This window comes from Oceanisphaera sp. (assembly GCF_048268965.1).
Taxonomy (GTDB): domain Bacteria; phylum Pseudomonadota; class Gammaproteobacteria; order Enterobacterales; family Aeromonadaceae; genus Oceanimonas.
The window spans coordinates 136,123-150,256 of the sequence record NZ_JBLWUK010000003.1 but is presented as its reverse complement, the minus strand read 5'-3'; the positions used below and the strand labels follow the sequence as shown (position 1 = coordinate 150,256).

At 53.5% G+C, this 14,134-nt stretch carries 10 protein-coding genes; all 10 read left to right on the top strand.

What is annotated here, in order from left to right; translation table 11 throughout:
- Positions 1 to 77 precede the first annotated feature (77 nt).
- The 10 genes from ACN0VL_RS03215 to serA all read left to right on the top strand — a co-directional run bounded on the left by ACN0VL_RS03215 (position 78) and on the right by serA (position 14,054).
- Complete coding sequence (locus tag ACN0VL_RS03215; protein ID WP_417614685.1) at positions 78 to 2,222, top strand: type I secretion system permease/ATPase; 2,145 nt, start codon at positions 78 to 80, stop codon at positions 2,220 to 2,222.
- The gene (locus tag ACN0VL_RS03210) at positions 2,215 to 3,600 is read left to right on the top strand and encodes an HlyD family type I secretion periplasmic adaptor subunit (RefSeq protein ID WP_417614684.1); all 1,386 of its coding nucleotides are present in this window, start codon (positions 2,215 to 2,217) and stop codon (positions 3,598 to 3,600) included. The genes ACN0VL_RS03215 and ACN0VL_RS03210 overlap by 8 nt, the downstream gene beginning before the upstream one ends.
- A gap of 20 nt (positions 3,601 to 3,620) precedes the next feature.
- On the top strand, positions 3,621 to 4,934 hold the full coding sequence (locus ACN0VL_RS03205) for a TolC family outer membrane protein (protein WP_417614683.1): 1,314 nt from the start codon (positions 3,621 to 3,623) through the stop codon (positions 4,932 to 4,934).
- Between the two features lie 18 nt (positions 4,935 to 4,952).
- Positions 4,953 to 5,549 carry an OmpA family protein gene (locus ACN0VL_RS03200; protein WP_417614682.1) on the top strand — a complete coding sequence of 199 codons (597 nt, stop codon included), beginning with the start codon at positions 4,953 to 4,955 and terminating at the stop codon, positions 5,547 to 5,549.
- The gene (locus ACN0VL_RS03195) at positions 5,549 to 6,235 is read left to right on the top strand and encodes a transglutaminase-like cysteine peptidase (protein WP_417614681.1); all 687 of its coding nucleotides are present in this window, start codon (positions 5,549 to 5,551) and stop codon (positions 6,233 to 6,235) included. Before ACN0VL_RS03200 ends, ACN0VL_RS03195 begins: the two co-directional genes overlap by 1 nt.
- Before the next feature lie 2 nt (positions 6,236 to 6,237).
- Positions 6,238 to 8,148: an EAL domain-containing protein gene (locus tag ACN0VL_RS03190; protein ID WP_417614680.1), complete on the top strand. Its 1,911-nt coding sequence runs from the start codon at positions 6,238 to 6,240 to the stop codon at positions 8,146 to 8,148.
- 122 nt (positions 8,149 to 8,270) lie between these two features.
- Positions 8,271 to 11,120 (top strand): retention module-containing protein, encoded by a 2,850-nt coding sequence (locus tag ACN0VL_RS03185; protein WP_417614679.1) that lies wholly within the window; start codon positions 8,271 to 8,273, stop codon positions 11,118 to 11,120.
- Positions 11,121 to 11,165: 45 nt separating this feature from the next.
- Positions 11,166 to 11,681 (top strand): hypothetical protein, encoded by a 516-nt coding sequence (locus tag ACN0VL_RS03180; RefSeq protein WP_417614678.1) that lies wholly within the window; start codon positions 11,166 to 11,168, stop codon positions 11,679 to 11,681.
- A 56-nt stretch (positions 11,682 to 11,737) separates the two neighbouring features.
- Positions 11,738 to 12,454, top strand: coding sequence for an SIMPL domain-containing protein (locus ACN0VL_RS03175; protein ID WP_417614677.1), 717 nt, complete (start codon positions 11,738 to 11,740; stop codon positions 12,452 to 12,454).
- Between the two features lie 370 nt (positions 12,455 to 12,824).
- On the top strand, positions 12,825 to 14,054 hold the full coding sequence (gene serA / locus ACN0VL_RS03170) for a phosphoglycerate dehydrogenase (protein ID WP_417614676.1): 1,230 nt from the start codon (positions 12,825 to 12,827) through the stop codon (positions 14,052 to 14,054).
- The last annotated feature ends 80 nt before the right edge of the window (positions 14,055 to 14,134 follow it).

The following is a 14,134-nucleotide window of genomic DNA, read 5'->3' as shown; positions in this document are numbered from 1 at the left end:
TTTTTATTCATATCAACGAAGTCTCCATAACTTCACTAGAATAAGATTCAAGCGTCACTGACGAGGCTCCGCCATTTATGCAGGATTCACATTCAGGTCAGGATCCCTTGCTGCAAAGCCTGGTGTTTTTGACCAAGATATACGGCCACCCTTACCAGGGAGAGGCGTTGATCAGCGGACTGCCGCTAGCCGACGGCAAGCTGACCCCTCTGTTATTTGCCCGTGCCGCCGAGCGCGCCGAATTATCGGCTCATCATGCGGCGCATGCGCTTGATACTATTTCTGATCTGCTGCTGCCTTGTATATTGCTGTTAAAGGAAAACGGAGCGGCGGTATTACTGGAACTCGACACCGAGCAGCAGCGTTGTCGCGTTATGCTGCCTGGTTCGGGGGAAGGAGAGCAATGGCTCCCCCTTGAAAAACTGTCTGTCGGTTTTAGCGGCCGGGTTATTTTTACCAAGCCCAAATTTCGATTTGATGCACGATCACCCAAAGTGCTGGATACCGGAGAGGGCCATTGGTTTTGGGGAACCTTGCGCCGTTCTTTTTCCATTTACAGAGATGTTCTGATTGGCTCTTTGCTGATTAATATATTTGCCCTGGTGACGCCTTTGTTCACCATGAATGTCTACGACAAGATAGTGCCGAACTTGGCGTTCGATTCCTTATGGGTGCTGGCGGTGGGGGCGGCTATCGTCTTTGTGTTCGATTTTGTGCTGCGCATGTTGCGCAGTCACTTTATTGATATCGCCGGCAAAAAGTCCGATGTCTTGCTGTCGGCGCAAATATTTTCCAAGGTCATGGGCATGCGCATGGAGGCCAGGCCTCCGTCAACCGGCGCCTTTGCCAAGCATTTGCAGGAGTTCGAGTCGGTACGGGACTTTCTGACCTCGGCCACAGTCGCGGCTCTGGTCGACATTCCGTTTGCGTTTATTTTTCTGATCGTTATCTGGATTTTTGCCGGCAGCATGGTGTGGGTGCCCATCGCGGCCATTTTACTGCTGATCAGCTTCAGCCTGCTGATCCAAAGGCCGCTGAAACGCAGTATCGAAGAGGGAGCCCGACTGGCTTCACAGAAGAATGCCAACCTGGTTGAAGGCATCTCGGGGTTGGAAACCATCAAGCTGTTTGGTGCTCAGGGGGCCTTTCAGCATCGCTGGGAACAGGCGGTCAGCCATATCGCCAATTGGGGCATGAAAACCCGCCGCCTCACCAATTCCGTGTCTACCCTGGCGAGTGTTGTTCAACAATTTTCCACCATCAGTCTGATTGTATTGGGGGTGTATCTGATTGCCGCCGGCGAGCTGTCGATGGGGGGATTGATCGCTGCCGTTATGTTGAGCGGCAGAGCAATTGGCCCCATGGTACAGCTGTCGGTGCTCTCTACTCGCTATAACCAGGCACGTTCCGCTATGGGGGTGCTTGAGCAAATTATGGCATCGCCCGAAGAGCATGAAGCAGGTCGGCATTTTATTCACCATCCCGTATTTAGCGGCGATATTCTGTTTGATCAGGTTAGCTTTCGTTACCCCGGTGCAGATCATGACGTCCTGAGTAATGTGAATCTGCACATCAAGGCCGGAGAAAAAGTCGCCGTTATCGGCCGGATCGGCTCGGGAAAAACCACCCTGGAGCGGCTGGTGGTCGGGCTTTACAAACCTACCGGCGGAGCCTTGCGCATCGATGGCATCGATATTGGCCAGCTGCAGCCGGCGGTGCTCAGGGGCAATATTGGCTGCGTGCCCCAGGATGTAAACCTGTTCTTTGGCAGCATTCGCGACAATATCGTGATTGCCAATCCGTTAGCGGATGAAAATCAGGTGTTAAGGGCGGCGCAACGGGCGGGGGTGACTCTGTTTACCAATCAGGATCCCGATGGTCTGGATAAACAGGTTGGGGAGGGGGGCCGGCAGTTGTCTGGCGGCCAGCGACAGGCGGTCGCCATTGCCCGCGCCCTGCTGAATGATCCCGTGATGCTGATGATGGACGAACCCACCTCTAACATGGATAACCGCTCCGAGCTGTATATACGTCAGGAATTGAAAAAACTGACTTCCAGGCAGACTTTGCTGCTGGTGACCCATCGTACTTCCATGCTGGACGTGGTCGACAGAATCATAGTGCTGGAGCAGGGGCGAATCGTGGCCGATGGCCCCAAGGCGCAGGTACTGCAGCAATTGCAGTCCGGCAAGGTGCGCAGCAAGGAGGCGAGCTATGGCTAAGAAAACACTGCCTCCCGAGCTGCTGGATTATACCAATGACACCGCGGCCGCCGTGTTGCTCAATACGCCCAGGGCGGGCAAGGCTTTGCTGTGGACTATGCTGGTTTTTGTGGGGGTGGCGCTGGGGTGGGCGTACTTTGCCGAACTCGAAGAAGTGACCTCGGGCATGGGCAAGGTGATCCCCTCGAGCCAGATTCAGGTGGTCTCCAACCTCGAAGGCGGCATAGTGCGCGAGCTGTATGTGCGTGAAGGGCAGCAGGTTGAAAAGGGGCAGGCATTGCTGCTGATTGACGATACTCGGTTTTTATCGGATCTCCGGGAGCGTGAGCAGGAAATAGCCGCCTTGCAGGGAGATGTACGGCGACTGAAAGCCGAGGTCAGCTCCATGCATATTCGGGAAGATGCGGATCTGGCCTGGCGTGAGCAGGTAAAAGTGGCCAAGGAAGAGCTGGAGTTTCCGGACGAGTTTCGCGAGCAATACCCCGGACAGCCTGAATTTCAGCGTTCTTTGTACAGTGAACGACTGGGGTTCGTAAAAAACCAGCTGTCTATCTTTGGTAACCAGATAGAGCAGCGAGAACAGGAAGTGATTGAAACCAATGCCAAGGTGCGCACCTTGCAACGGGGGGTGTCTTTGGCGGCACGCGAAGTGAACATGAGTCGCCCGCTAGCCAGGGAGGGCATAGTGCCACAGGTCGAGATATTGCGTCTTGAGCGGCAATTGAACCAGCTGAAGGGGGAGTTGGAGTCAGCCCGGTTGATGTTGCCCAAGTTGAATGCCTCGCTGCGAGAAAACATCTTCAAGCGTAAAGAAGTGGCGCTGACCTTTCGTTCCGAGGCACAGCAAGAGCTGAATGAAAGACGAAACCGTCTGATGCAATTACAGCAGGGGGAGGTGGGGTTACAGGATAGAGTGCGCCGCACCTCGGTCACGTCTCCGGTTAAAGGCACCATCAAAACCCTCAACGTCAACACGGTGGGAGGGGTGGTTCAGCCCGGGATAGATCTGGTCGAAATCGTGCCACTGGAAGATACCTTGCTGGTGGAGGCTCGTATCGAGCCCAAGGATATTGGCTTTTTACGTCCGGGGCTGGAGGCGATGGTCAAGTTTACCGCCTATGATTTTACTATCTATGGGGGCTTGATTGGCGAAGTAGAAAAAATCAGTGCCGACTCGATACAGGATGATGAAGGCAATACCTTTTTTCTTGCTACCGTTCGCACACGGGAAAGCCATCTGGGGACCGAAGCCGCTCCCCTCAAGATTATTCCGGGTATGCAGGCAGGGGTTGATGTCATCACGGGTAAGAAAACGGTACTGGATTATTTACTGAAGCCTATATTAAGAGCAAAACAGGGCGCTTTGCGTGAGCGTTAACTGTCACAGGGAGAGTAGCAATGAAAAAAACAACAATAGCGATACTAGTTGGCTTAAGCTGTGTGTTACCGGCTCAAGCGCAGACGCTGGAAGAAGCGGTAACACAGACGCTAATGACCCACCCCAAGGTAAAAGAAGCCTTCCACCTTTATCAGAGCAGGCAGTATGAACAAGATGAAGCAGTGGCAGGTTATTTTCCTACCCTGGATGCCAATGCCGGCATTGGCTATGAATATACCGACAGCCCGGGAACCCGTGACGGAGGCAACCGGGCCGACAAGACCCTGACGCGTAAAGAAGCCGGCCTGTCATTGCGTCAGTTACTGTTCGACGGCTTCAAGACCTCCAGTAACGTGCATCGTACCCAGGCGGAAGCCGATGCCCAGCGTTACGAGCTCTTGTCCGACGCCGAAAATATTGCCCTGCGGGTGGCCGAGGTGTACCTGGATGTACTGCGCCAGGATGAAATCGTCGAGCTGTCGCGTCGCAACCTGGAAACCCACGAACAGATTGCTTCGGATATTCAACGCCGCACCGACTCGGGCGTAGGTTCTAGCGCCGACTTTACCCAGGTGCAAGGGCGGGTTGCGCGGTCCTACTCCAATATGACGGCAGCAGAAAACAATTTGCGTGATGCGCAAAGTCAGTTTATTGCGCTGGTTAACCAGGTACCCGGTGATCTGCGCCAGCCCAAAGCCGATGCCAACTTTGTACCGGCCACACTGGATGATGCTTTGTCTATTGCACAAGAAAAGCACCCCACGCTGACTTCCGCCGCGTTTGATGTGGATGCGGCTCACCATCAGCATAGAGATGCCAAGTCGGGTTTTTATCCCAAAGTCCATTTAGAGCTGGACAGTAACTGGGACGACGATATTGACGGGGTACGCGGCCATAACACCGATTTTGCCGCCATGGTGCGCATGCGCTACAACCTGTTCAACGGCGGGGCCGATGTGGCGCGCAGTCGTGCCACCTCGGCGCTGGAAATGCAGGCGAAAGACATTCAGATGAATGCCCATCGCCAAGTCGATGAAGGCATGCGCCTGGCCTGGGCGGCGTACGAATCACTCGGTCGTCAGAAAGACTTCTTGCGTCAGCATGTCGAGTCGGGCTTCAAGACCGTAGATGCCTATAAAAAACAGTTTTCTTTAGGTAATCGTACCTTGCTGGATGTATTGAACACCGAAAACGAGTTGTTTGAGGCACGCCGCTCCTACATTAATGCCGAATACGATCAGTTGCTGGCGGAATATCGCATTATGAATGCTTCCGGACAACTACTGGATGCCTTGCGCTTTACGCGCCCCGAGCAATGGCAAGGCCAGCAATAAATAATAAGGAGAAGAGAGATGAAAATATGGACAGTATTGGCATTTATATTGCCACTGACAGCCTGCAGCCTGACGACTGCACCGGAGCAGGAAACGCTTGCAGCCTATGACCTGAGCGATATGGATAGGGACGGCGTGATCACGGCAAGAGATAATTGCCTGGATTCGGTTGTTAACTCGGCCGTTGACAATGAGGGCTGTGGCGATAAGCAATATGAAGCCCTGCAACAGGATATTATTATCCTGTTCGACCATGATCGCTCGGTAATCAAACGGAAATATCAAAATGAAATTAATAAAATGGCCAGCTTTATGGCGGAAAACCCCGAGCTGAAACTGCTGCTGGAAGGACATGCCAGCCGGGTCGGCACCGAAGAGTACAACCTGGCACTGTCCAAGCGTCGAGCGCAAACAGTGCGTAGCGCCTTGATCAAGACCGGTGTCGATGGCAGTCGACTGGACATTATTGGTTATGGCGAGACCAAGCCGTTGTTAATGGGTGAGGGTGAGCAGGTTGCGGCCGCCAACCGCCGTGTGGTCGGGGCATTAACGGCGATGCGCGACGAGGTTCGCATGCGTTGGAATGTATACAGCGTTGAGAATAGTGCCAATTAATGAAAGGGTGTTTATTCGGCGTGACCGGGCTGGTTATGTTGAGCATGGTGCTTGGCGTAACGGCCCAAACATCGTTGGATGAAGATAAAGAAATGGCCTCGGCGGTACGGCAGTTTTATGGTGAGGCCGCGGAAAGCCGTACTCGACAGTGGCGGCAACTGGTTAGAGACGGGCAAAGCAAAAACTGGAATGAGCGAGAATTATTATCTCGCGTGAATATTTTTTTTAATCGCTTACATTTCCTCGATGATATTAAATTGTGGGGAAAGCAGGATTATTGGGCCACCCCCTTAGAGTTTTTGGGGGCGGGTGGCGGAGATTGCGAAGACTTTAGTGTGGCCAAGTATTTTACGTTACGCGAGCTGGGTATTGCCGATGAAAAGTTGAGGCTGGTCTATGTCAAGGCACTGGAGCTGAATCAATTTCATATGGTGGTGGCCTATTATCCCACGCCGGCGGCCGTCCCTTTTATTCTGGATAATCTGGAAGGCACTATTCGCTTGGCAACAGAGCGCAATGATTTAGCGCCAGTTTACAGTTTTAACGGGCAACACCTGTGGCTGATGCGCGAGCGTGGGCAGGGCGAGCTGGCCGGACAGGCATCCCGTCTGTCTCTTTGGAATGACTTACGCGGCCGGGTTGATGTCAACCGGCTGCAGCGGCCCAAACTGAATTTGGATAAATAACCATGACACTATACCGACAGCTTCTGGTGACCATGCTGTTGCTTTTTGCCATCTTGTTTATTACCGCCTATTCGGTGCAGTTCAGCTCTACAAGAAGCTATTTGGCGCAACAACAGGAAACCACTGTGGTGAATACCGTGACCGCGTTGGGACTGGCACTCACCCCCTATCTGGAGACCAGTGACACCCTGGGCGCCGAGTCTGTCATTAATGCCGTATTTGACGGTGGCTTTTATCGCAAGGTGCAGCTCGATTTATTGGCGGCCAATGCACAGATTACCCGAGAACATCTCGCTGCCCCCCAGGGGGTGCCCGACTGGTTCATCAATTTAGGGTTGTTTCATGGCGCGCGGCACGAGGCCGTGCTGACATCGGGCTGGCTGCAACTCGGCAAACTGTCGGTAGAGGGGCACCCGGGGCAAGCCTATTATCAGCTGTGGCAAGGCATGAGCCAGCTGGCGACCTGGTTTGTGGTGTGTTTCTTTCTGGTATGGGGGCTGTTGATACTGGCCCTGCGTTACTTGCTGAAACCCTTGCATGATATTGAAGAGCAAGCTCGGGAAATCGCGCTGCATCACTTTGGCAAGCCGATAGCGGTCCCCGGTACTCGAGAGTTGAAAGAGGTGGTGCTGGCCATTAACAACATGGCCGGAAAGCTGGAAGCTCAGTTTAAAGAACAAACAGAGGAAGCCGAACGCTTGCGCCACCGGGCATTTTGGGATCCCACCTCCGGGCTGGGTAACCGAGCCTATTTTGTATCACAAAGTCAGTCCTGGATCAGCGATGGCACCGGCGGTGCCGTCATACTGGTGTCGGTTGATATGCTGGAGCGGCTGGATCAGGAAGAAGGTTTTGCCGCCCGGGATCAAATGATTAAAGCCATCGCCACCCATTTGCGGCAGCTTTGCCAGCGCTTCAACGAGTGCGCCTTGTCGCGTCTGTCGGCGCGAGAGTTTGCCCTTCTGGTACCCGAATCGGATGTTGAACGATTGTCGCTGCTGGGCGAGGAAATCAACCGCCTGATTGCCGAACTGGTAGTCGATCCGGCCCACAACAGAAGTATCTCAGTGGTCGGCATGGCCGTGATACAGAGTGGAGACGATACCAGTCAGCTACTGACCCGAGCCGATAATGCATTAAACAAGGCACGCATGAATGAAGCGGGAGCCGTGATTATCGAGCACCGCCAACAGGAGCATCAGCTGGGCCGCATGGCCTGGAAAAAATTGATAGAAACGGCGCTGACCGAGGATCTGTTTGAACTCAGTAGCCAGGCGGTATTTGATTTTAATGGCACACTGCAGCACGAAGAATTATACATTGCCATTCGTACCGATAACGCCAGCTATGGCGCCGGCAGCTTTTTGCCCATGGTGGAGCAATTCAAACTGGGTGAACGGCTGGATTTGCATATTATTGAACGTGCATTAGTACATTTGGCCATGCGACCAGAGTTACGGCTGGCCGTTAACCTGACTCAGTACAGCTGTCGTCAGGCCGGGTTCTGGCATCAGCTTGATCAGTTGCTTGTGCAGCATAGTGAGGTCTGTTCCAGGTTGCTTTTAGAGCTGCCGGAAAGTGCCTTTGCCTGGGATAAAAATGCCCTGCTGGCTCCGCTTGGTGCACTCAGAGTCTCCTGGGGAGTCGATCACTTTGGACGACACTTCGATTTGTTGACCCACTTCGGTGATTTAAGGCCGCATTACGTGAAACTGGATCATGGTTTTACCAGCCAGGTCATGGAAGAGAACTATGATGACGCCTTTCTGGCTGCGGTTTGCCGAACGGCGCACAGCATGGGGGCCTTGACCATAGCGACACGAGTAGAAACCGAGCAACAGCTTGAAGTTCTTAAAGAACTGTACGTGGATGCCTATCAGGGGTTTGTCAGCCCGCCACACAAGTTGGTTTAACCCTTCTATTTTTTAGACAGGATGCAGGGATATTTATCGGCTTGCTGCCTAAATATTGAGCATGATCTGGTGGGGGTTCCCTTCTAGCCTTAAAGGTAATCAAAGGCAGAAAGGATAACGCCATGGAAACCACTCGAATTGATACCGCCCTGCAGGTTGTTAATTTGCAGGGGCGGGCCTTCATTATTGGTCAGGGTGGAGCCGTCACGCCCGTTACCATAGGGCAAGTGCTTGCCCCCGGCACTGTGTTGTTGACCAATAGCAGCACCCATATTGTTTACAGAGATGCACCTTCTAACCAGGCAGTCGCCGCTACCCCCGACAATAACGCGGTGGCGCCGGCGGATATCAGCGATATTCAGGCGGCTATTCTGGCGGGTCTGGATCCCAGTGAGTTATTTGAACCTGCGGCGGCCGGTAACCCAGACTCTGTGGGGACGTTTACCGGCAGTAGTGGTAACGCCGGTTTTGTGTCGGTAGAGCGCGTAGGTAATGCCGTCATCTCCCAAGCGGGATTTGACACGCGTTTTGCTCCCGAGGCGTTTGCTTCGCAGGTGCGTATACTGCCCGAGCGGGATAGTGCTGCCGACGACTCCATTCCCATTATCACAGTAGTGATAGATCCCCCTCCCTCACCACCGGGTGATGGCGGTGGCCCCGGCGATGGTGGTTCAGGCGGTGGCGGTTCTGGTGGCTCCCAGACCGCCTATGTAGAAGAAAGCGCCTTGCCCAACGGTAGCAACCCTGAGAGCAACAACGAATGTGCGACCGGCCACTTCGACATCGATACCGGGGGGGATGCCCTGGCTAAACTCGAGATCAGGCTGGCCAACGGTGAATGGGTCGATGTGACCGGGGGCGGGCAGATAATTGGCCAGTACGGCACTCTGGAAGTGACTCTGGTCGATGGGGTTTACCAGTGGCGCTATGAGTTGAGCGGCGCGACCGATCATCCCGGCATCGATAAAACAGGCGACCAGGATATTCTCAAGGAAAACTTCGAGGTGCGGGCCACCGATGATGACGGTGATCAGGCCAGTGCCGGCCTGACCATAGATGTGCACGATGATGGCCCCATGGCCGAAGACGACAACGTTAGTGTTACCGAGGGCGGGCTGCCCTGTTACAACCTGATGCTGGTGATTGACACCTCGGGCAGCATGAATGGCAACAAGCTTTTGCTGGCCAAGGCGGCGCTGATAAACCTGATCAACAGCTATGAGGGCCTCGCGGCCGAGTTGCGGATCAGCGTGATTGATTTTGGCAGCAACATTAAAGGCCAGTCGATCGATATGACGCCTGCCGAGGCCATAGCCTATATCAATACCCTTGAGGCGGGCGGCTTTACCAACTATGCGGCTCCCTTGAATAAAGCTCAGGACGTCCTGACCGAACAGCTCGATGACAAGCCGGGTGAGATACACAGGGTATATTTTATTTCCGATGGCGAGCCCAACAGGGGAGATGCCCCCGATGGCTGGCAGGGCTTTGTCGATGGGAATAACATCGATGTGGTTGCCGTTGGAGTCGGTGTTGCGGGGTCAAATGCGGAGGCCGAGCTGGATAAAGTCGGCAACAGCGGCGATGACACTCTGTTGATCGCTAACGCCACCGAGCTGGATGCAGCTCTGCAGGGAACCGTACCGACACCGACGGTACTAACAGGGAATGTGCTCGATAATGATGCGATTGGAGCCGATGGCTCCGGCCGTGTGGTGTCCGTAACCTACGGCGAAAATACCTATGATGTACCGGAAAATGGCTCGGTAGACATTCCCACCGACAACGGCATTCTCACCATGCACTCCAACGGTGACTTTACCTACCGCGGTCCGGCAGATGTGAGTGAGGGGGGCCTCACCGAATCCTTTACCTACACCATGACAGACGGTGATGGTGATACCAGCAGCGCCAAGCTGAACATTACCGTCAACGACAGTGGCCAGACACCCCCTCCTGACGGTAATCCGGATGATGATTGCGACCACGATCATGGTCATGATCACGGTAATCACGGTAATCACGATCATCATGTACCTGTTACTTTCTCCATTACTCAGATCAGTCTGCCCCATGTGGCTGCGACCTTTGCGGGACTCTGGGGCCATGCCCTTGCGGCGGCGGACTTGCTGATCGACATGGGGGATACCAATTCTGGCATTAATGTGCTGTTGCAGAACTGCCCGGACGGCGTCGTGCTGACAAGAGAAGACAGGTTTGATGGTGAACACTACCTGGGGGAGCGGCTGACGGCCTCTCTCGGCGACGAGTGGGGGCTTGGCGGTCATTCGCTGTTTTTCACTCTGGATATGAATATCGACGGCAGTTACGAGTTTGATTTGCACAACCTGGATCCGCTGCAGCACTCTGCCTTTCTGGCCGATCAGATACTGGAGTTTACATTCACCGCCAAGGGTTGTGACGGAGAGGCTGTCACTCACCCGTTCAGTATTCACATCGACAGTACTACCCAGCATTTACTTGGCTCGGTTCAGGCTGACATCCTTGATCTGAACGGGGAGGCAGTCAGCAAGCTTCACATTCTGGGGCAGGAAGGAGGTGACACACTGACGGGCGGCAACGACATAGACGTGCTGCAGGGAGGGCTCGGTTCCGATGAGCTGAACGGTCTGCTGGGCAACAATATCCTGAGCGGCGGGGACGGAGTCGATACCTTCATCTTCACCGAGTTCGAGCCCCACTCGGTCAATGTCATTACCGACTTCACCCAGGAGGACAAGCTGGATCTGAGTGCCTTGCTGACGGATGTCGAGACTGACGATCTGTCTGACTGTTTGAGTTTCAAGTCAGATCACGGCGATACCCTGCTGCAGGTATCACCCGAAGCGGGTAGCGAATGGCAGCAAATACGTTTTGAAAACGTCGATCTGCTGGAATTATACGGGGCGGCAAGCAGCACGGAGCTCATCAATGCCATGCTGGTTGAACAGAGCCTGGTGATAGATAGCTGATACAGGGCGGGGCGGCCGCCTTTTCTGGACAGACAAGAGGTAATCATGGCCAAGGTATCCGGGGTTTTGCTGCAAGGCGTCAATTATCATTGGGATGGCAGAGACATTCTGGTTGATGACGGCGTTGGAGTGCCTTGGTCATTAAGTGGTGGCCAACTGGAGCAGATAGAGCTGTTCGATGGCGAGGGGGATCCCATCGCCATCTTTTCTATCGATTTTATGGCACAGCACTGGTCACTGGTCGGCGATAGTCAGCCCGAGAGCATTATCTTGCTGGACGATAGCGGCAGTGAGCTCTCCCTGCATCAGCAAAATGAAGCAAACCCGGCAGCGCCGCAATGGGATCCGGCTTTGCCTCTGATCAGGTTAACGCCGTTGGCGCAGGAAGCAGATACACAAGAAGAGGATACACAAGAAATATCGACGCTGGCCGATATTTTGAATGATGCGGACCGGTTACTGGAGGAGCCGGTTACGACCCCGGTTGACGCAGTTGGCTTCAATAACGAATCAATCGACGATGTGCTCGGCTGGTTAGCCATGTATAGTCATCATGATTAACGCAACAAGCCCAACGCGAGTTGTTTGGGGCGCTTTTTGAACATGAGGCTTTACCTATGCGTACCACAGTACTGAGTACACTTTCCTTACTGCCATTACTCATCAGCACGACCGCACTTGCCATTGCCGTGCCCGACAAACCACACCTGGTGACGCAAGGGCAGGCCGAAATACGAGTCGCCCCCGATATGGCGACGCTGTCGGTGGGAGTAACGGCACTCAAGCCGGACAGCCGCACAGCCAAAGAAGAAGTAGACACCAGGGTGGCGGCCCTGTTCAGTAGTCTTGCCAGCCTGGGGGTGAGCAAAAAAGACATCGACAGTGGCAACATCATTACGCGGCCCGATTATCAATATGGGAAAAATGGTAACCCGCCCAAGCTGCTGGGCTACCAGGCTGAGCGTCAAATCAGTATCCGCCTGTATGATCTTGACCTGCTAAGCCAGGCCCTGAACAAGATATTAGAGCAGGGTGTACAGAATATTCAGCAAGTGAGTTACGGGCGACGCAATGCCGACGAGCTGCGCCAACAGGCGAGGTTGGCAGCGGTAGCCAATGCACGCGAACTGGCCGAAGAGCTCAGCCTGGCAGTCGATCGCAAGCTGGGCGAGGTGTATGCCATCGAATATCAGCCATCCCGGTCAGGTGCTCCGCCTCGTCACTATGGGATGATGAGCAGTAAAATGGGGTCGGAAGAAGCACTGGATGCCAGCTATGTGCAAAATGAAATTGAGTTTAGCGATCAAGTGCAAATTGTATTTAACCTGAATTAGCAGCAGTTGCTACTCATCGTTTAATACCAATCCTATTAAATAATCGTTCTATTCGATTGTCATCTCAACTCCGAACAAAGGGCCCACTCCACCGACACGCTGCAAGCACCTCCCTGTGACGCTCAGCACATGACCTCCCTGTCATGTGATGCTCGGTGGAGCAGCTCCCTTTGTCCTCCTGGATACTGCAGAGTCGCCTGTTGTAGTGGAGGGGAAAACAAGTCCATAACCTGAATAACTTTAGCTTGCCGTCATTAAAAAAAAATTTATAACTTCAAAAAACGTGACTTTGGTAACATAAATTCCCTCAAGCCGATGTTTTTGATACTTTATAGAAAATACTCACGCAGCAGTCACAAAGGACCAGGTAATGGCGAATCACTCTTTAGATAAAGAAAAAATTAAAGTTTTATTGCTCGAAGGTGTACACCCGGGTGCCGTTGAGATGTTCAAAAATGCTGGTTACAGCAATATCGACTACTTGAAGACCTCACTGGCAGAAGACGAATTAAAAGAACGCATCAAAGACGTTCATTTCGTAGGGGTGCGCTCACGCACTCAGCTGACCGAGTCGGTGCTGGATGTTGCCGAAAAGCTGGTGGCCATAGGCTGTTTCTGCATTGGTACCAACCAGGTTGACCTGGAAGCGGCTGAAATGCGCGGTATTCCGGTGTTTAACGCGCCTTTCTCCAATACGCGCAGCGTGGCCGAGCTGGTATTGGGCGAGGCCTTGTTACTGCTGCGTGGCATTCCCGAGCGTAATGCCAAGGCGCACCGAGGTGAGTGGCATAAAACGGCCAACCATGCATTTGAAGCACGTGGCAAGCGATTGGGGATTATCGGTTACGGCCACATTGGCACTCAGCTGAGTATTATTGCCGAAGGCATTGGCATGCAGGTGTTTTATTACGACATCGAGACCAAGCTGTCCCTGGGCAATGCCACCCAGGTGTTTAGCCTGGAGGAGTTGCTGGCTCAGTCGGACGTGGTCTCTTTGCACGTGCCAGAAACCCCTCAAACCCAAAACATGTTTGGCACCAAAGAAATAGCCATGATGAAGCCCGGCTCTATCCTGATCAACGCATCCCGCGGTACCGTGGTGGATATCGATGCCCTGGCATCTGCCTTGTCCAGCAAGCACCTGGCCGGCGCAGCCATTGATGTGTTCCCCGTTGAACCCAAGTCTAATGATGAAGAGTTCGTATCGCCGTTGCGTGAGTTCGACAACGTGATCCTGACTCCGCATATTGGTGGTTCCACCCAGGAAGCACAGGAAAATATCGGCTATGAAGTGTCTGGCAAGCTGATTAAATATTCCGACAACGGCTCTACGCTGTCTGCGGTCAACTTCCCTGAAGTGTCTTTGCCTGAGCATCCGGATACCAGCCGCTTGCTGCACATTCACCACAACAAGCCGGGTATTTTGAGCCAAATCGTGCAGGCATTTTCTGCCGACGACATCAACATTGCCTCTCAGTACCTGCAAACCACACCTAAAATCGGCTATGTGGTCATCGAAGTGGAAACCGAGCAAAGCGAAACTGCCCTGGCCAAATTGAAGAGCATTGAAGGCACCATCCGTGCCCGTATCGTGCATTAATACCGGCAAGCAGATAAGTGACTAAAAAGGGGCCTTGGGGCCCCTTTTGTTGTTTGAAAGATATTTAATGAAAAAAGGGA